An 18,291-nucleotide genomic window follows, 5' to 3' on the forward strand; every position below is an offset into this window, starting at 1 on the left:
TCCCACAATTTTTCACAAGAGGAAGCTCATTTGAGCTTCCTCTTGTTTTATGGGTATTTTATCGGGTGAAAATAAAGCTTTTAAAGTTCTTCTTTCAAACAAATTCACTTGAATTATTCTGAGTAAACGTTGAACTGTCCAACCTGTTTTTCCTAAATGTTGAGCGAAACTCACCAATAAATAGGCGATCATCGCAATCCAGATTTGTGTCTGAATTGCGTTCCTGCTGCGACCTAGAAACGCTTTTAATTTGAGATTCTGCTTAATCGCCTTAAAGAACAGCTCAACTTTCCAACGATCTTTATAAATCGCCGCAATGGTGGAGGCGGCTAAATGAAAGTTATTGCTGAGAAAGCTAAAGTGCTTGCCACTTTGCTGATCTCTATATTCAATTCTTCTTAACACTGGGGCTTTTCTTTTTAGGGCATGTGCGCTATTCAGCTGAATGGTTTCATCTTTTAGAATACCTTTGGATTCAAGCACTGGATGTTGCTGGATCACCTGATACACAGATTTAGGCCTAAAACGTGTGACAAATCCAATGTTTTGAGCAGTCAGATTTGCATACCATTGGTAATCGACATAGCCTTTATCAAAAACTACAATGCTGCCAGCAGGAAACTGGAATTTTCGGCCTTGTACCATGTCATTTTCTTTGCCATTTTCAACTGCAACAAACTCAGGAATATCATTGCTGTGATTCAATCCTATACTGAGTTTCATGCTGGCTTTTGAGTCGTGAACTTTGGCCCATTCACATAAGGAAAGCGACAGGTCAATATGACTGGCATCCAAGGAATACAAGGGATTCTTAAAGCGAAATTTATGAGCTACTTTTGAGTGTTCATAGTATTTAAGCAACTTGTAAAATAGCTGTTGATACAAGGCAGCAGGCTGCTGCTCATTGATTCGTGCCAGCGTGCTTCGGGGAATAGACTTTGCTCCGAGATGACTCAGCTTTTCCTGTTGGCACTCCAAATTGGATTGAATATCTCTCAGACTTTGCCTACAAGAGAATTGAGACATCAATATGGCAATAAACTGATCCCACCGGGAAGCCGCTCTAAATTTCTGTCCAACATGGTGTACTTTAGCAAGTTGTTCAAAATCCTGTCGCACAACAGGTTTAATTAGCTCATGAAATACGGTATTCTGATGTGACAAAACCTGAATCCTGGTCGTTAAAGTGTTTGTTTGCACTCATATTTTAACTGTTAGGACTCAGGTTTTTTTATTTAAAGCAAACTATGGGACAGCAGTGCCTACGGGTGCCTTTTTTTATTGAGTTTGATAATGTGAATTTGAGGCTAAATATCTATTTTGAAAAAAAATCTTTACAAATAGCATCATTTTCGCGTTGTCTTGTAACAGAAATTGAAAATTTTATTCTCTAGATCGCGATATGCTTATATAAATAGACAAAGAGGGACATCAAGATGAAAAAGTTAACAGCTGTCATGGCGATGGCAACCGTATCTACAATGCTACTTGCAGGTTGTGAAAGCATGACGCCGAATCAACAGCGTATTGGTGCAGCTGCTGCAGGCGGCGCACTTGGTGGTGGTGTTGGTAATAATGTTGGTGGTGGTGTTGGTGCAACGCTTGGTGGTGGTGCAGGTGCCGCTGTAGGTAGTAAAGCTCAAGGGGGCTCAGATCGTAATGCCACTTATAGTGGTGTAGGCGGTGCAATCGGGTCTGCAGTCGGTAAAAGTATTTTTGGTGGTAACTCTGGCGCTGCAATTGGTGGTGCAATTGGCGGCGGTGCAGGAGCAGCGATAGAGCAAAAGCGATAGAACAAAATAATCGTTAATTTGCTAAAGTGATAAAAAAAAGCGCTCATAGAGCGCTTTTTTTATTAACGGAAACGTGTGGCTTTTGCCTTCTTGCGACGGATATACACAGTTTTGTGAACTTCTGCGATCCGTAAGCCTGATTCATCCATAATATTCACAGTATAGTTACGGTAAACAGGAGCATGATTGCTAGCGAGCTCTTTGATGAGTTGTATTTCACTGGAATCAATGCGGATATCAGCATAAACAGTGCTACGACCAGGAGTTAAAAAATCAATGCTTGCAGCCTTATCCCAAACAATATATTTATCACCTAAGTGATACATGAGTAATGTCATATAGAATGGGTCAACCATAGAATAAAGGCTACCGCCAAAGTGGACACCCACAATATTTTTATTTTTTCGTGTAAGTGGCATTTTTACACGAATATGATGATTTTTTAAGTCGATTTTATCGATAGTAATGCCTGCGCCTTGAAAGGGTGCAAAGCTATTAAACATATACTTGGATATTAACGGAATTGTCGTTAGCTTTTTCAAAATACTCATTTAGGTCAATTATTTTTATTTCATTAGTTAGCATACTAAAGTACAAAAAATATTCTGGCATTGATCGAAAATCATCGTAGACCAAGAAAACGGTCAATCAATAACAAAAAAGGTTGAGCATATTATGCAATTTGAATCGCATTGGATTAACACGACAGATCAACAAAAACTCTATGCTAAAACATGGGGAGATCGGAATAAGCCGGCATTGGTGCTTGTGCATGGTTATCCAGACAATCAAGAAGTATGGGAACCAATCATTTCGAATTTAATCGAAGATTATTTTGTTGTAACTTATGATGTGCGTGGCGCTGGTCAATCGAGCGTACCGAAAAAGATTCGCGCTTATGCATTAGCTCAACTGTCTTTGGATTTGGAGAGTGTGGTAAATCATCTGTTGCCAAATCGAAACTTTCATGTGGCAGCACACGATTGGGGCTCAATTCAAACATGGGAATCCGTAACAGAATCTAAATTTAAAGGTCGTATTCTTTCATATACCACTATATCTGGACCATGCTTGGACCATGCTGCTTATTGGATGCGTGAACAATTCAAACATCAAAAACCAAAGTTCTTTAAGCAATTGATTAAGTCTTGGTACATCGTACTATTTCAGCTACCCGTAGTTGCACCGACGATGTGGAATTTTCTCAATCCAGATCGCTGGGGCAAAATATTTGAAATTCTTGAAGATACAAAAGGCTTACCTGTAAACCAAAATATCTCTAAGGATGGTGAGTATGGTGTGGCACTGTATCGGGCAAACTTTATTCCACGTCTAATGATGCCTCGTCAACGTCATGCGATTTGCCCCATTCAAGCGGTAGTCTTAAAACGCGATAAATATGTAAGTCCAGAGTTGATTGACGAAATTCCAAAATGGGCGACAGGTTTTGAACGTGTTGAGCTAGATGCGAATCATTGGGCTGTTTTAAGTCGTGCCCAAGAGATCGCATCGTATATTAAACAATTTGCAAAAAAAAATGCGCAAGGCGAATAGAATCTGACGAGTGAAGGTTTCAACCCCTGATGAGCAGATTTATTACAAACAAATTCTGATAAAATAGTTTTTTTGTCTGATTCCTATTTCTTATGTTTGCAATTCTTGCTGCCATTGGGGTCATGTTTGGCCTCTCTTTGGCTCGTGTGCCTGTGGTATTTGCACTGATCATTGGTGCTGTAACAGGAGGCCTATTGGCTGGTCTTGGTTTACAAGGCACTATGGAAGCGTTTAATGGTGGTTTGGGCAAGGGTGCCCAGATTGCTTTAGCTTATGGTGTACTTGGTGCATTTGCCTTAACTTTGGCTCGTTCAGGTTTGCCAGATCTTCTAGCATATAAAATGATTAATTCACTTAAAGGTGAGGCTAATCTTAAAATACAAAATCGTGTCAAATATGCCATCTTTGCAACAGTTGCTATAGCGGCTGTTTGTTCTCAAAACGTAATTCCCGTGCATATTGCTTTTATTCCTGTATTGATTCCACCATTATTGATGGTATTCAACCATTTAAAGCTTGATCGACGATTGGTTGCATGTCTACTCACATTTGGTTTATGTGCAACCTATATGTTGATCCCAGTCGGTTTTGGTGCAATTTTCCTAAATGATATTTTAGGTCAAAACATCAATACTTTTGGTGAACCACTTGGCTTCCAAATTGGTTATGATCAAATCCCTTCTGCGATGGCGATTCCTGTGTTTGGGATGTTCGTAGGTTTATTAATCGCAGTGTTTTATAGCTATCGTAAACCACGAGAATATCGTGACATTCATGTCGAAGAACAACCACAAAGCATTTCGGGTGAAATGGGTGTTCAAGAAGGTTCTGCGAAACCAGAGGTTTCTAAATTTACGATTTATATGGCGGGGGTTGCTGTTTTAGCAACGCTTGCAGTGCAATTGTATTCTGATTCGATGATTTTAGCTGGTTTAGTCGGTGTGGCGATCCTAAGCTGTGCAGGTATTTTCAAGTGGAAAGAAGCTGACGATGTCATCATTACTGGTATGCGTATGATGGCACTCGTGGGTTTTATTATGATCGCAGCACAAGGTTTTGCAGCCGTGATCGGCGCTACTGGTCAGGTTCCGACTCTAGTGGAAGCTTCAGTCGCATGGATTGGTGATAGTCAAGGTTGGGCAGCATTCTGGATGTTACTCATCGGATTGTTAATTACACTAGGTATAGGATCATCATTCTCCACAGTGCCAATTCTTGCGATTATTTATGTACCGTTATGTTTACAATTTGGTTTTAGTCCGGCAGCAACGATTGCGATTATTGGCACAGCAGCTGCTTTGGGTGATGCGGGTTCTCCAGCTTCAGACTCGACTTTAGGACCAACATCAGGCTTGAATATGGATGGTCAACATGATCATATGAAAGACAGTGTGATTCCGACATTTATTCATTTCAATATTCCATTGATGATTTTTGGTTGGATCGCGGCAATGGTACTATAACTACATTTAAAAAATGATTGAATAAAAGGCGATTAATATAATCGCCTTTTTTATTTTAAATCAGATTAAAATAGTAGGATTAAATAAAAAAATTCCGAGTAAAATAATATGATTAATAGGTTATTTAAAATAACTGGTGGATTTATAATTGACTAAATTGGTATGATTTAAAATAAATTATTATTATAATCAATTGTTTATAAATACAGTGTATTTTATTTAATTTTTAAGAGTTGCATATTAATTTTTGGCATGTTTATTATATTTAAAAAGTGGTTTATTTAGATCAATCTTCCAGAGGTTATAATAATGTTAAATAAAATTGCACTGATTGTTTTGCTTGGAATGTCTGCAAATGCACTGGCAGGAGAATGGCAACTTAAGTTAGGTGCATCTGCAATTTCTCCAACGCAAGATACCACTGTGGCCGCTCTAGGAGGAGCTAAAGTGGAAGCCGATGATGAATTTGCTTTTACCCCTTCGGTGGAATATTTCTTTAATGATCAAATTTCTGCTGAATTATTATTAGCCACACCAGTTCGCCATGATGTTTTGATTAATGGCGCTGATGCAGTGACGATTAAACATTTACCACCAACACTGACTGCGAAATATCATTTTAAAAATACCTCTGGATTTACACCTTATGTTGGTCTTGGTGCAACAGCATTTATTGCTTGGGATGAGCAAGGCGTTCGAAGTGTAAAAGAAGATTTTGGTTATGCAGCGCAGTTAGGTTTCAATTTCCAACCAGCTGATGCAAAAAACTGGGGTGTATTTGCTGACGTACGTTATGCAGATTTGAACCCTGAAGTGAATGTAGATGGAACAACAAAGTTCAAGCTAGATATAGATCCAGTCATCTATAGCATTGGTTACAGCTACAAATTCTAAAAATAAAGTTGCTCCTAGCCCTATTATTCAATAGGGCTTTTTTTATGTGTTGTACTATAACAGGTAGAAAATACCATATAAAAAAACAATTTTTTTCAATAATCTAGAAAGCTCATAACAGAGTAGTATGCATGAAGAACCAATTCATAAAACTCATCATTGTGCTGGCTGCATGTGGAAGTGTTCCAGTATTTGCAGCGAGTTTTGATTGCAAAAAGGCGCAGTCCGAAACTGAGAAAGCTATTTGTGAACATCGTATCTTGAATGATGCAGATGTTAAAATGGCTGCCACTTATCAAATTCTACGTCGTTTAGTAGCGATGGGAATGCGATCAATCATTCAGAATGAACAAGTCAAATGGCTGGAATTACGTGATCAATGCCAAGCAAATTTGCAATGCTTAAATCATGTCTATCAAATGCGTCAGCAAAAACTAGAAATACATCTTGATCGAATTTACAAACAAGGTCCTTTTTAAAAAAATTTAATTTTGACCATTGAAAAAATTAGAAGCTACACCATTCATTAAGCATTCAAAAAAATTGTTTTGATGTGTTTAAGGAGTAGTTTATGAGCGAGCAGAATACACAAAAACATAGTTTCCAAGCGGAAGTTGCTCAGCTTTTACATTTAGTGACGCATTCACTTTATTCAAATCCAGAAATTTTCCTTCGTGAGCTAATTTCAAACGCTTCAGACGCATGTGATAAATTACGTTTTGAAGGGATTAATCATCCTGAATACTATGAAAATGATCCAGATTTACGTGTACGCGTACAATTGGATAAAGATAATAAAACCATCACCATTTCAGACAACGGTATTGGTTTAAGCCAACAAGAAGCTATTGATAATTTGGGTACGATTGCTAAATCTGGTACTAAAGACTTTATGTCTAAATTAACCGGTGATCAAAAGTCAGATGCACAGTTAATTGGTCAGTTTGGTGTCGGTTTTTATTCTGGCTTTATTGTCGCTGATAAAATCACAGTTGAATCACGTCGTGCAGGGGCTGAAGCTTCAGAAGGTGTACGTTGGATCAGTGGTGGTACAGGCGAATTTGAAGTTGAGCAAATTACAAAAGAAGGTCGCGGTACAGATATTATTCTACACTTACGCGAAGACGCATTAGATTATTTGCAAAGTTATAAAGTAAAGCAAATTATCAATAAATATTCAGACCATATCAGTTTACCAATTCAAATGGAAAAAGAGGTATGGCAACAAGAAGAAGCAGCTGAGGGCGAAGAAGCGAAACCAGGCCAGTATGTCAAAACGGGTGAATGGGAGGCGATCAATTCTGCCAGCGCATTGTGGACACGTAGTAAGAATGACATTACTGAAGAACAGTATATTGAGTTTTATAAAAACTTAAGTCACGACTTTGAAGCACCGATTACTTGGGCGCATAACCGCGTAGAAGGGAGCACTGAATATACGCAATTACTGTATATCCCAAGTAAAGCACCGCACAACATTTTCTCACGGGAAGCGAAAGCAGGTATCAAGCTCTATGTGAAACGTGTCTTCATCATGGATGATGCAGATAATCTCATCCCGAACTATTTACGTTTCGTACAAGGTGTTGTGGATAGCGCAGACTTACCGTTGAATGTGAGTCGTGAATTACTTCAAGAAAGTCGAGATGTTAAAACCATCCGTGAAGGCAACACACGTCGAATCTTAACAACTTTAGATACTTTAGCTAAATCTGAAGATGAAGCAGATCAAGAGAAATTTAAGAAGTTTTATGCTGAGTTTGGGTCTGTCTTAAAAGAAGGTTTGGGTGAAGATTTCACCAATCGTGACCGAATTTTGAAGCTTCTACGCTTTGCAACTTCAAACAATGATGAGGTCACTACTTCATTGGCTGACTACAAAGCAGCAATGAAGGAAGGTCAAAAGGCGATTTATTATGTAACGGCGGAAAGCTTAGCCGCTGCTAAAAACTCGCCACAACTTGAGTTATTCAAGAAAAAAGGCATCGATGTTCTGCTAATGACTGAACGTGTAGATGAATGGGCAATGGAATTTGTTCATGAGTTTGACGGGACACCAATGCAGAATGTCGCAAAAGGTGCTGTAGACTTAGGTGATTTACAGGATGCTGAAGAGAAAAAAGCATTAGAAGCGGCGGCTGAGCAGTTTAAACCTGTGGTTGAAAAGCTGTCTGAGTCATTAAAAGACAAAACCAAAGAAGTGCGCGTAACCACTCGTTTGGTTGATTCTCCAGCGTGTCTGGTGACGGGTGAAGGCGAGTTGTCTCCACAGTTGATTCGCATGTTAAAACAGGCAGGTCAAGCAGTCCCAGAAAGCAAGCCAATTTTAGAGATTAACCCTGAGCATCCATTGGTGAAAAAGTTGGATGGTTCAGCACAATTTGATGATCTTGCAAATGTGATTTTTGATCAAGCTATGATTGCGGAAGGTGGTTTACCAGAAGATCCAGCTGCATATTTAAAACGCATTAACAGCTTATTATTGAAATAAGCGCATATTTTAAATTGTGATCTAAGCCTATCTTCGGATAGGCTTTTTTTATGCAGCGCCGTCGTAGGATGTAAAAGGAACTATTTAAGCTTTGAGTTAAACTAGATAAATTTTTTCGATGTTAATGATAAAAAAACACGTCCAAGTTTTGATTTGTAAAACATATTAAACAATAATAATTAATCTATAATAGCGATCATTAAATATTGGGAATATTCTATGAAAACTTCAATGATGCTCGCATTTAGCATGTTTTGTTTGAGCTTAACCAATGTCACTTATGCAGAACAAGATGTGAAGAAAATTGTTCGAAATGATCGTGTAACCGTAGTGAAGCACCAGATTCCACAATTTGATATTAATCCTTTTGTGGATAGTAAACGTATCACACGCACAGATCGCGTCGGTTATGTTTTACCTAAAACTGAAGCTGAAGCATCTCCTAAAAAAACACGTATTACACGTAATGATCGTATCGTGATTCAAAAGCCTGTCATTTGAGAATCTAAGATCCAAAAAAAGCCCATCAATGATGGGCTTTTTTTTATGACTATTATCGAGCGTTAAAATCTAGCTTCAAGACGAACTAAAGCACGAGGATAGTGTGATCGATCTTCACGCTTGTCATTAAAATAGTTAAGATCACCTTGAACAAAGAACCATTCGCGGAATAAGGGTTGGCGCCAAGAAACAAAAGGTCCCCAACTGTTCATACGTAAATCATCTTCGTTGTAATAACCGCCTACATACATACCGTAGTTAAAGCGGTTATCATGGAAAAACTGATGTTGGCGATAGGTACGATTATCCCAAGTCCAATCATCATCCTGCTCATCCGCATAAGTTAGATAAAGCTGATTTGAAATAAATGCTTCATTTGGACGTGCTTGGGTGAGTTCCAAATTGGTTCTTAGATAATTTTCACTATCTATACCATAACGATAGATTTGTTCAGCATGAAAGGAAAAATCATTCCCGAGAGTCCAATCTTTTTTTGCCTTTAAGCGGGCATAAATGTCATCTCCAGATCGGATACCTAAATCAGCATCTAAATCGAAAGGTAATTTATCAGACAGTTGTGACCAACGTAAGGCGATAGAACTGTTATCTTCACGGATTCGCTTAGTGTCGACATTTTTGTCGGGATCACCAGCGGGATTTTCATTGGTAATGGCAATATTGTTGTCAATTTCATTATCCAGTGAATCATCACCAAAGACTAAACTTAATTTACGCTCTAAGGTTGGTAAGTCGATTTTACCGCGTATACGTGGCTTGAATTCGTAATCATCATACTTATTCCATTTATTATCAAAGATTACACGTAGCGTTGCTTTGGCGGTTTCATCTTCATAACCTTCACCAAACCAACCATCGATTCGCTGTGCAGTTCGGTCTGCCCATTGGCGAATCGATTTTTGACGTCGGTCAATCCATGATAAATCTTCAGTCACTTGGGTCGGAGCGTATATTTTTTTATTGGATTGTTCTGGGAATAGTGTCGGCGTTGCATCAACCATGCGAGGAACGTAGTTAATCCAACCTAAGCTATTTTCATCCGATGTTGGCCAGTCTTTTTGTTGAAATTCTAAAGGATAGTCTAAAGTAGGGAATTCGCTACTGACACTAATTTCATCTGTTTGATAAGGATCAGTCAAGTGATCTATCTGATCTTGGCTATACACGAAAGTACTTAAAAAGCTACAACTTAAGACAAGACTTAAGGTTGACGGTTTGAATTGCTGCATGATTCTTTTCATATTCGCTCTAAGTCATTTTCATTGTTAAGCCACTGAATTTATTTATAAAATTAAAAATGGGCTTAAGCATCGTGATATTATTAAAAATCAATGTTTGATCTATTCTAATGAATTGTTCAACAAAATTCACAATAAACAACAATGAATTTATAGTCATTTAAAATTAGAACAGATAATGAGAAGACTTAAAACTGAAATAATTTTATTAAATAATTGTTTTATAGATAAAAAAAGACCTCCTTGGGGAAAGAGGTCTATAAAAATTTACCATGTATAGAGTCATGCAGTGAATCTATACATGAAGTATATTCAGTTCCGATTCACTTGAATAGGCTTGTTTATGCAACGCTGAATTCTATTTTTATAACAGTCTAAATATGGCTTAAGTCATGCAACCTTAAGCCAGTATTTAGTTTCTCGAAGATGTTTTATGATTTGCTTGGTGGCACGTCACAATGTTCATCAGTACAAGTTTCTGCATCTTCAACAGTGGGTTGATCTGTTTGTTCATTGGCAGTCGTTAATACTTTGTTGATCACATCTTGGAAGACTTGAGTCGGTTGAGCACCAGCCAAAGCCACACGCTGATCGAATACAAAAAATGGTACGCCAGTCACTTTTAATTGATCACGTGCAAGTTCTTCATCAAATTGGACAAAATCGGCATATTGATCAGAATCCAAAATATCATCCACTTCAACTGGATTTAAACCAATGCGCGAAGCAACATCTTCGAGGGTTTCACGCTCGCCAATGGCTAAACCTTGGGTCATATAGCTATAGAAAAAGGCTTCTTTTGCTTCCGAACCCAATCCTAAGCTTTGTGCATGATGAATAATTCGATGGGCGTTAAATGTATTCCCTGAGTTGGCATTTTCCCAATTGAACTCGATGCCTTCTGCTTTTGCCATTTCCGCAATATTGCGTTGCATTTCTTCAACTTCAGCGACAGTACGCCCATATTTCAATGCCAAACGTTCGCTATTTGAGACTTCTTGACGTGGTGGTGCATCAGGATCTAACTGGAAACTGTGCCAATGGACTTCAAGTTCTACACCAGTTGCAGCAGCTGCTGCTTCTAAACGTTTTTTTCCGATATAGCAAAAAGGGCATACTACATCTGACCACACATCTACACGCATAAAAAATCTCTAATCATCATTTATGAATCTATAGTGTGGGCAATGACAACAAAATTAAAGGTCTAAATCTGAAACGCAGAGTTTCAATCCGATATATTTCTGTCGAAAATATGAATTTTGCGTAATAAATTATTGAAACTTGATCACAGAATCACGAATAAATCGACAAAATCACAGCAATATTCACTAAATTCATTCCTAATTCTGCTTAAAAAATATGCTATACATTACACATCATGTGCTTGTCATTGTTCGCAAGTGATTCATTACTCAAACAAAAAAAGGATAGGAGTTTGAGATGCGCGGAATTTTAGCGGTGGTTATCGTCATGGTGACCTTATTATTTGGTTATTGTGCCTACGCGCAAAATGAAAAAAATGATGAAGTGCAACGTCAACAATTTGATTTGGTGATGACGGAAAAAATTGAGCAGCTTTATGTTCAAGCGAAGGATTGGAAAACCCCTCTGAATTTTAAAGTTGAAGATGAGCGTTTGAATGGTGACTATAAAGTACTTTCTGAATTTATTTTGAAGTATTGGGTAGACAATATTGAATCACGAAATATGTATTTACGTGAGTTAGATCAAGCCAAGTGGGATGAGTTTCTGAACGTTCGGCGCCTAGAATTAGATAAAAAGAATAAATATCAAGACACCGAAAAGATGTTTGTCCAAGTGAAGAAAATTCAATCTGAATATCAAATGCGTGACCAACAAATTTATGCAACAGCTTTACAAGCGCTTGATGCTTTGGAGATGAAAGCAGACTTGCGTGAGCCAATGAAAGAAAAGTTAAAATTCAGCCGACAGCATAATAATGATCAAGCTTTGTTTGCTTTAGAACTTAAGATCACAAAAAAAGCTGAAGAAATGTTTGAGTTTTTGAAGAATCATGACTGGCAACGCCGTAACGAAATGATCCTATTTAAAAGTGATCTTAGTGTGAATCGTTTTAACGAGTTATATCGTGAATTAAATCAATTACAACGCGAAATTGATCAGTTAAAAAATCAAAATGCCGAGGTGATTGAAGCACAAACAGTGAATCAAAGTCCAAGTTCAGAGCCTGCTGTTCAGCAAGAAACGAAATAAACACTCTTTCTTAGCTGTTTCTTTCAGCGTGGTTATAAAAAAAAGGACGCCTGCTTTACTCACGGAGTAAGGCAGAAAAGGCTTTACTTGAAAGTAAATGTACATCATGAACATGCTCAATTTTGGGATTAATGTGTGCTTTTTCTTTCCATTGATCTAAGGTGATACCATTATCGAGTACTTTTTTGTCATATAAATAGTTTGGAATTAAGCCTGGTAAGGTAACTCGATAATCTCGTGGAATTTGTCCTACTGCATGTTCTAATAAATCAAACAAGATGGTCGTACAATTACTGATATAGGTGTTATACCAAACTGGGGTATGATTTAGCCGATTGGCTTTGTTCAGGAATTCTAAAAACAACATCTGAATTTCGGTTTGATTCATTTGAATTGGATAAATATAGACATCTTCTTCGCGAATATTTGAGCGGGTATAAATCAAATCATTTTCATCACCTACGACCAGTGCCAATTCATACTGCCGAAAAAAACCGCCAATGGTGGAGAAACCTTCATCCTTTTCCTGACGAACCTCTAAAGAAAATGCGAGATGTTCGCCACCATCAAAACCAAATGTAATAAAAACATGCGCAATAGGACCTTGCATAAAATGAGATACCACTAAATCTATACGATCTAACTTTTCTAAATCGTATTGTCGTGTTTCCCATCGCGTCACGTAGTCTTTATCACTGTGCCAAATAAAATTTCTGACATTCTGTAATTCCACTTTGCCATCTTTGAATTGGAATTGAATAATTTTGTCGGTTTCATCCTGCCAAACGCGATCATTGCGCGGCTCTAAGGAAAAAAAGCTAATCATGGCAATCAAAAAAATAATCAAATACGCCCATGTGAAATAGGGCTTATAGCTGTGTTGCTTGAAATGGAATATCCCTGTAATGATGGCAAGTCCAACCCAAAACAAGATTAGTGCATAAGTGAAAATGGCATTAACAGGCTGATGTGTCCAAATGAATAAGATTGCCCAGAGTGATGTGAGACATAAAAATATAACGAGTAGGCTGTTTTTTATTTTAGTTTTCATGGCTGATGGATATGTATGAGTTTTCTATTTTTATAATGAATTGAAGTTAAGCTTTGAAGTCCATATTTGTAAAATCAGACCGAGTCTTGAAATTCAGTTGCTTAGCAAAACCTTTAAAAAACACTTGAAACCATTTATCTGAGTGCTGATGAATACGTAAATAAATTGGTGTAGTTTAGATAAATAATAGCTCTATTTGTTTAGTTATTCTTCTTTCTTGGTGCTCGATTTGAACGATGCATGTCAGAGTCTTGCTTATGACTAATTCTAAATTATGTTTGATGTTCGGTGTGATCTCAGCTTTGCTGATAAGTTTGACTCATGCCGAAAATATTGCGAGCCTGCCTTCAATTCAATTGTTGGCGGACGATGACTTACGTGATGAAGTTGTGACGACTGTTACACCTTTTCAAGAAGATCAAAAGGTGCGTCAATCTTTGCAACATCAAGTGATCAAAAAAGAACAGGATATTCAAAATGCTGCTTTAGAGCAAAGTTCACCTGCACTGAATATTCAACCAAAAACCCCAGTGCCTGATATGAGTCATCTATCACCTTTACAGCAGCAGTATGTTTTGTCTGTTGCAGCAGGTTTACAGTCGAATGATCCGAGTTCAGGCATTTTTAGAATGTTGGAGCCTTTAGGGATTGATCAGGACAAAGCATTGAATCATATCCAACAGGGTGGAGGCGCGATTCCAATGACCTTTGATGAGCAACGTTTAAATCAGTTGTTGGGTGATGGATGGCGGAGTAATCTAAAATAAAATTTGATTTCTAAAGTATAAAAATTCCGCAAACAGCGGGATTGCTTCTAGTCACGTATCTAAACTTAAACACGTTTGATAATTTGCAAATTATCTTAAAGCCTAGGTAAATTATAGTAGATTAATTCACATGAATTTAAAGTGTTAAGATCTAAATTGATATTTTGTTGAGCAGATACATGGTTGCTCAAGTATTGATTTTGTTGAGCACTAAAGCCCAAAAAAGAATTATAACCTTCAATTTGAATTTTATATTTCTGAATATTAAGGTTCAAATTTTGAGTTAAGCAATACTGCTTTAATGAGTATTCTCTCTTATTATCAGATAGCGTAAAATTTATCTTGTGAGTAACAGTATCAATAACATAAATAGAATGTTTGTGTGAGCCAATATTAATTTTTTGTTGATGAGTTGGATTAGCTTGTACCGTACCGTTAAATAGAAATTCTTTTATAACTGGCTTGCCAATGACCTCATTTATTTTGATCAGAGCGAAGTTTGAAAGCGTGATAAATTGCGGGGAAAATAACCTCCAAACAAAAAATAACACAAACCCTGTAAGAAGTATAAATATAAAATAATTCATGAATTTATTAATTTTTTTATAACGGAATTTTTTGCGATTCTCCTCAATTTCTCGGACATAAAACTGATTGATAATAACAAGAAAAATGGGAGTTAAAAAAGTAATAGCCAATCCATAAGCAATACTAGAAACTAATAGAGGATTAAAGAAAGGCAATTCATATTGATTTTCTAACTTCCATCCAAAATAGAAAATTATAAGACTGAGAACGATATAAAATACTGGATAGAAATATGTCTTTTTTTTCTTCATATTTATAAATTTTTTAACAAGATTTTTTTAAGAGAAAAAACCCCGCATTAAGCGGGGTTTCTTTTGGTCACGTATTTAAAACTTAAACACGTTCGATCACAGTTGCGATACCTTGACCAAGACCGATACACATCGTCGCAAGACCGATTTGTGTATCTTGTTGTTCCATCACGTTTAACAACGTCGTTGTGATACGCGCACCAGAACAGCCCAATGGGTGACCAAGCGCAATCGCACCACCGTTTAAGTTCACGATGTCTTGTTTGTCATGTAAACCTAGACCTTTCAATACTGAAAGACCTTGAGCGGCAAATGCTTCGTTTAACTCAACAGTTTGAATGTCACCAATGCTCAAGCCAGCCCGTTTAAGCGCTTTTTGAGTTGCTGGAACTGGACCATAACCCATGATCGCAGCATCACAACCTGCAACCGCCATAGAGCGAATTACAGCACGCGGCTTAAGACCTAATGCTTGTGCACGCTCAGCAGACATCAATAACATTGCAGATGCACCGTCAGACAATGCTGATGATGTAGCAGCAGTCACTGTACCGCCTTTAGGGTCAAACACAGGACGTAACGCTTTAAATGCTTCAAGGTTCGCATCTGGACGAATCACTTCGTCTACATCACATAGGATTTTGAAGCCATTTGCATCATGACCTTCAACACCAATGATCTCGTTTTTGAAACGACCTTCTTGAGTAGCAGCCCAAGCACGACGGTGAGATTCAACACCAAAAGCGTCTTGCTCTTCACGGCTAATGCCATTCATACGACCTAACATTTCAGCAGTTAAGCCCATCATGTTAGATGCTTTCGCATAATGTTTAGATGCTTGTGGGTTCAAGTCGATACCATGCATCATACCAACGTGGCCCATGTGCTCAACACCACCGATGATGAAGATATCACCTTGGTTAGTCGCAATTTGAGCAGCTGCGGTATGAATTGCTTGCATTGAAGAACCACAAAGACGGTTAACAGTTTGACCTGCAACAGTTTTTGGTAAGTCTGCCAATAACACGATGTTACGACCGATGTTCATGCCTTGCTCTAGAGTTTGGTTCACACAACCCCAGATCACATCTTCGACTTCGTTCACATCAAACTGGTTACGAGCAACCAATGCACGAACTAATTCAGCAGATAAGTTATCGGCACGTACATTGCGGAACATACCATTTTTGGTTTTACCCATTGCTGAACGTACGCCATCAACGATGACAACGTCACGTGGATTTAAAGTAGCCATTCACGTTGCTCCTTAACCGTAGAATTTTTTGTTGTTAGCAGCCATGTCACGCAACATTTGTGGCGCTTCATAAGCCTTACCTAAATGCGCATACTTGTCGCAAAGCGCAACATACTCAGCTACACCAGTTTGATCGATGTAACGGCATGGACCACCACGGAATGGAGGGAAGCCTACACCCATGATCATTGCCATATCTGCTTCGTTTGGTGTTGCAACGATATTGTCTTCCAAGCAACGAACAGTTTCGTTACAGAAAGCAATCATCATACGGTCAATGATCTCTTGAGGATCAAATTCACGTTTTTCACCAGTCACGACAGAAGCAATCACGTCATACGCTGTTGGATCAACAGTTTTTGCTTTCTTGCCTTTCTTGTCCAATTCATATTTGTAGAAACCAACATCGTTCTTTTGACCAAGACGTTGTGCTTCATACATTGTTTGGATTGAACCTTTGAAATCAGGCTTCATACGGTCAGGGAAACCTTCAGCCATCACTTCTGCACCGTGAACGCCAGTATCAATACCGACAACGTCCATTAAGTATGCAGGACCCATTGGCCAGCCAAATTTTTCCATCACTTTGTCGACTTGTTGGAAGTCAGCGCCATCTTTAAGAAGAAGGTCAAATGCACCAAAGTAAGGGAACAATACGCGGTTTACAAGGAAGCCCGGGCAGTCATTGACAACGATAGGAGTTTTACCCATTTTTTGAGCGAGGACGACAGTCGTTGCAATCGCTTCAGGTGAAGTTTTTTCACCACGAATGACTTCAACCAAAGGCATCATATGCACTGGGTTAAAGAAGTGCATCCCTACAAAGTTCTCAGGACGTTCTAGGTTTTCAGCCAAACGCGTGATTGAGATCGTAGAAGTGTTTGATGCAATGATCGTGTTTTCACGTACTTTAGATTCAGTTTCTTTGAGTACGATGCCTTTCACTTTCGGGTTTTCAGTTACCGCTTCGATTACGATATCGACTTCTTTAAACTCATCATAGCTTAATGTCGGACGGATACGTGCAAGCGTTTCACCCATTTGAGCAGGCTTGATTTTCTTACGTTCAACTTGTTTAGTCAGGAGACCGTTTGCTTCTTTCATTCCTAAAGCAAGTTGTGGGTTACCAATATCTTTCATGATAATTGGTGTGCCTTTGCTTGCCGCTTGATAAGCAATACCACCACCCATGATACCTGCACCAAGTACTGCAGCTTGATTTACAGGGTGAGCGCCTTGTTCATATTTTTTCGAAGTTTTCTTCACAACTTGGTCGTTGATGAATAGACCAATCAACGCGCCTGCTTGTGGCGTTACCGCTGCTTTTGCAAAGTGTTCAGCTTCTTGGCGAAGTGCACCAGCACGATCTAAGCTTGAACCTGCTTGCATAGAATCAAGCAATAATTTTGGCGCAGGGTATTGTGCAGGATTAGCTTTCGCAAGCACCACACCTTTAGACGAGTTGAAAGCCATCATTTGTTCTAATGGATTCAACTTAATAGGATCTAATTTTTCTTGACGCTTCGCTTTCCAGTCTAAACGACCTTCGATTGCTTGTTTAACGATAGAAATCGCAGCATCTTGTAATTTATCAGCAGCAACCACAGCATCGACCGCACCATCTTTAAGTGCAGCAGGCGCTTTTTTCGGGTTCGCCATTGCCATCCATTCAACAGCGTTATCGATACCGATTACACGGCTTAGACGAACGGTACCACCGAAGCCAGGAATGATCCCAAGTTTAATTTCTGGAAGACCAACTTGTGCTGATTCTGACATCACGCGATAGTCACACACCAAGCACATTTCGAAACCGCCGCCCAATGCCATACCATTGATTGCAGCAACTTTAGGAATATTTAAATCTTCGAATGAGTTGAAGATTTCATGAACAGGCATTGCCCAATCTACAATGACTTGTTCGCCTTGCGCAAAGTTTTCACCAAACTCAGTGATGTCTGCACCAACGATAAATGTAGATTTACCAGATGTAACGATAAGACCTTTGATCTCAGCGTTTGATTGAACAGCAGCAATTGCAGCTTTAAAGTCGTCAATTGTTGCGCGGTTGAATTTATTAACCGACTCACCTTGTAAGTCAAAGCGGAATTCTGCAATTCCGTCCGAAAGCATTTGGACGGTAATGGCATTGCCAGCGTGGATCATGCCCTGATCTCCTTTTTTTTGGA

17 protein-coding genes are annotated in these 18,291 nt (G+C 38.5%); 9 read left to right on the forward strand and 8 right to left on the reverse strand.

The window, feature by feature from the left end; all coding sequences use genetic code 11:
- Positions 1-12 precede the first annotated feature (12 nt).
- Complete coding sequence (locus AC1M9D_RS08180; protein ID WP_004646736.1) at positions 13-1,164, reverse strand: IS4-like element ISAbe18 family transposase; 1,152 nt, start codon at positions 1,162-1,164, stop codon at positions 13-15.
- Between the two features lie 272 nt (positions 1,165-1,436).
- Between AC1M9D_RS08180 and AC1M9D_RS08185 the strand changes: the two genes are divergently transcribed.
- Positions 1,437-1,793 (forward strand): hypothetical protein, encoded by a 357-nt coding sequence (locus AC1M9D_RS08185; RefSeq protein WP_035265949.1) that lies wholly within the window; start codon positions 1,437-1,439, stop codon positions 1,791-1,793.
- Between the two features lie 62 nt (positions 1,794-1,855).
- Here AC1M9D_RS08185 and AC1M9D_RS08190 read toward each other — a convergent pair whose 3' ends face one another.
- The gene (locus AC1M9D_RS08190) at positions 1,856-2,344 is read right to left on the reverse strand and encodes a DUF4442 domain-containing protein (protein ID WP_035265952.1); all 489 of its coding nucleotides are present in this window, start codon (positions 2,342-2,344) and stop codon (positions 1,856-1,858) included.
- A 124-nt stretch (positions 2,345-2,468) separates the two neighbouring features.
- Here AC1M9D_RS08190 and AC1M9D_RS08195 point away from each other — a divergent pair, with 124 nt between their 5' ends.
- The 6 genes from AC1M9D_RS08195 to AC1M9D_RS08220 all read left to right on the forward strand — a co-directional run bounded on the left by AC1M9D_RS08195 (position 2,469) and on the right by AC1M9D_RS08220 (position 8,696).
- Positions 2,469-3,347, forward strand: coding sequence for an alpha/beta fold hydrolase (locus AC1M9D_RS08195; RefSeq protein WP_481611914.1), 879 nt, complete (start codon positions 2,469-2,471; stop codon positions 3,345-3,347).
- A gap of 92 nt (positions 3,348-3,439) precedes the next feature.
- Positions 3,440-4,810, forward strand: a complete 1,371-nt coding sequence (locus AC1M9D_RS08200; protein ID WP_481611915.1) for a Na+/H+ antiporter family protein — start codon at positions 3,440-3,442, stop codon at positions 4,808-4,810.
- Between the two features lie 309 nt (positions 4,811-5,119).
- Positions 5,120-5,704 carry an OmpW/AlkL family protein gene (locus tag AC1M9D_RS08205; RefSeq protein WP_481611916.1) on the forward strand — a complete coding sequence of 195 codons (585 nt, stop codon included), beginning with the start codon at positions 5,120-5,122 and terminating at the stop codon, positions 5,702-5,704.
- Between the two features lie 131 nt (positions 5,705-5,835).
- Positions 5,836-6,183, forward strand: a complete 348-nt coding sequence (locus AC1M9D_RS08210; RefSeq protein ID WP_481611917.1) for a lysozyme inhibitor LprI family protein — start codon at positions 5,836-5,838, stop codon at positions 6,181-6,183.
- A 92-nt stretch (positions 6,184-6,275) separates the two neighbouring features.
- The gene (gene htpG / locus AC1M9D_RS08215) at positions 6,276-8,195 is read left to right on the forward strand and encodes a molecular chaperone HtpG (protein ID WP_180028982.1); all 1,920 of its coding nucleotides are present in this window, start codon (positions 6,276-6,278) and stop codon (positions 8,193-8,195) included.
- 219 nt (positions 8,196-8,414) lie between these two features.
- Positions 8,415-8,696, forward strand: a complete 282-nt coding sequence (locus AC1M9D_RS08220; RefSeq protein WP_481588578.1) for a hypothetical protein — start codon at positions 8,415-8,417, stop codon at positions 8,694-8,696.
- A 62-nt stretch (positions 8,697-8,758) separates the two neighbouring features.
- Here AC1M9D_RS08220 and AC1M9D_RS08225 read toward each other — a convergent pair whose 3' ends face one another.
- Positions 8,759-9,955, reverse strand: a complete 1,197-nt coding sequence (locus AC1M9D_RS08225; RefSeq protein WP_481588579.1) for a hypothetical protein — start codon at positions 9,953-9,955, stop codon at positions 8,759-8,761.
- 428 nt (positions 9,956-10,383) lie between these two features.
- Entirely contained in the window at positions 10,384-11,097 is a 714-nt protein-coding gene (locus AC1M9D_RS08230) for a DsbA family oxidoreductase (protein WP_035265969.1), read from the reverse strand.
- A 298-nt stretch (positions 11,098-11,395) separates the two neighbouring features.
- On the opposite strand from AC1M9D_RS08230, the gene AC1M9D_RS08235 reads away from it, so the two are divergent.
- Positions 11,396-12,190, forward strand: coding sequence for a hypothetical protein (locus AC1M9D_RS08235; RefSeq protein ID WP_051586533.1), 795 nt, complete (start codon positions 11,396-11,398; stop codon positions 12,188-12,190).
- A gap of 55 nt (positions 12,191-12,245) precedes the next feature.
- Here the strand turns inward: AC1M9D_RS08235 and AC1M9D_RS08240 are convergent, their stop codons facing one another.
- Positions 12,246-13,241, reverse strand: a complete 996-nt coding sequence (locus AC1M9D_RS08240; RefSeq protein ID WP_035265971.1) for an Lnb N-terminal periplasmic domain-containing protein — start codon at positions 13,239-13,241, stop codon at positions 12,246-12,248.
- Between the two features lie 257 nt (positions 13,242-13,498).
- Here AC1M9D_RS08240 and AC1M9D_RS08245 point away from each other — a divergent pair, with 257 nt between their 5' ends.
- Positions 13,499-14,008 carry a hypothetical protein gene (locus AC1M9D_RS08245; protein ID WP_481611918.1) on the forward strand — a complete coding sequence of 170 codons (510 nt, stop codon included), beginning with the start codon at positions 13,499-13,501 and terminating at the stop codon, positions 14,006-14,008.
- Positions 14,009-14,103: 95 nt separating this feature from the next.
- Here AC1M9D_RS08245 and AC1M9D_RS08250 read toward each other — a convergent pair whose 3' ends face one another.
- The 3 genes from AC1M9D_RS08250 to fadB form a co-directional block, all read right to left on the reverse strand.
- The gene (locus AC1M9D_RS08250; RefSeq protein ID WP_481611919.1) at positions 14,104-14,847 is read right to left on the reverse strand and encodes a hypothetical protein; all 744 of its coding nucleotides are present in this window, start codon (positions 14,845-14,847) and stop codon (positions 14,104-14,106) included.
- An 82-nt stretch (positions 14,848-14,929) separates the two neighbouring features.
- Positions 14,930-16,102 (reverse strand): acetyl-CoA C-acyltransferase FadA, encoded by a 1,173-nt coding sequence (fadA, locus tag AC1M9D_RS08255; protein ID WP_035265978.1) that lies wholly within the window; start codon positions 16,100-16,102, stop codon positions 14,930-14,932.
- A 12-nt stretch (positions 16,103-16,114) separates the two neighbouring features.
- Positions 16,115-18,268: a fatty acid oxidation complex subunit alpha FadB gene (gene fadB, locus AC1M9D_RS08260; protein WP_481588585.1), complete on the reverse strand. Its 2,154-nt coding sequence runs from the start codon at positions 18,266-18,268 to the stop codon at positions 16,115-16,117.
- Positions 18,269-18,291 lie beyond the last annotated feature (23 nt).

It is taken from the genome of Acinetobacter sp. ANC_7682, from assembly GCF_056779795.1.

Excerpts from the sequence above, each read along its gene's own strand:
- AC1M9D_RS08185 (WP_035265949.1), top strand. The coding sequence starts at position 1,437 with ATGAAAAAGTTAACAGCTGTCATGGCGATGGCAACCGTATCTACAATG.
- AC1M9D_RS08190 (WP_035265952.1), bottom strand. The coding sequence starts at position 2,344 with ATGAGTATTTTGAAAAAGCTAACGACAATTCCGTTAATATCCAAGTAT.
- AC1M9D_RS08195 (WP_481611914.1), top strand. The coding sequence starts at position 2,469 with ATGCAATTTGAATCGCATTGGATTAACACGACAGATCAACAAAAACTC.
- AC1M9D_RS08200 (WP_481611915.1), top strand. The coding sequence starts at position 3,440 with ATGTTTGCAATTCTTGCTGCCATTGGGGTCATGTTTGGCCTCTCTTTG.
- AC1M9D_RS08205 (WP_481611916.1), top strand. The coding sequence starts at position 5,120 with ATGTTAAATAAAATTGCACTGATTGTTTTGCTTGGAATGTCTGCAAAT.
- AC1M9D_RS08210 (WP_481611917.1), top strand. The coding sequence starts at position 5,836 with ATGAAGAACCAATTCATAAAACTCATCATTGTGCTGGCTGCATGTGGA.
- htpG (WP_180028982.1), top strand. The coding sequence starts at position 6,276 with ATGAGCGAGCAGAATACACAAAAACATAGTTTCCAAGCGGAAGTTGCT.
- AC1M9D_RS08220 (WP_481588578.1), top strand. The coding sequence starts at position 8,415 with ATGAAAACTTCAATGATGCTCGCATTTAGCATGTTTTGTTTGAGCTTA.
- AC1M9D_RS08225 (WP_481588579.1), bottom strand. The coding sequence starts at position 9,955 with ATGAAAAGAATCATGCAGCAATTCAAACCGTCAACCTTAAGTCTTGTC.
- AC1M9D_RS08230 (WP_035265969.1), bottom strand. The coding sequence starts at position 11,097 with ATGCGTGTAGATGTGTGGTCAGATGTAGTATGCCCTTTTTGCTATATC.
- AC1M9D_RS08235 (WP_051586533.1), top strand. The coding sequence starts at position 11,396 with ATGCGCGGAATTTTAGCGGTGGTTATCGTCATGGTGACCTTATTATTT.
- AC1M9D_RS08240 (WP_035265971.1), bottom strand. The coding sequence starts at position 13,241 with ATGAAAACTAAAATAAAAAACAGCCTACTCGTTATATTTTTATGTCTC.
- AC1M9D_RS08245 (WP_481611918.1), top strand. The coding sequence starts at position 13,499 with ATGACTAATTCTAAATTATGTTTGATGTTCGGTGTGATCTCAGCTTTG.
- AC1M9D_RS08250 (WP_481611919.1), bottom strand. The coding sequence starts at position 14,847 with ATGAAGAAAAAAAAGACATATTTCTATCCAGTATTTTATATCGTTCTC.
- fadA (WP_035265978.1), bottom strand. The coding sequence starts at position 16,102 with ATGGCTACTTTAAATCCACGTGACGTTGTCATCGTTGATGGCGTACGT.
- fadB (WP_481588585.1), bottom strand. The coding sequence starts at position 18,268 with ATGATCCACGCTGGCAATGCCATTACCGTCCAAATGCTTTCGGACGGA.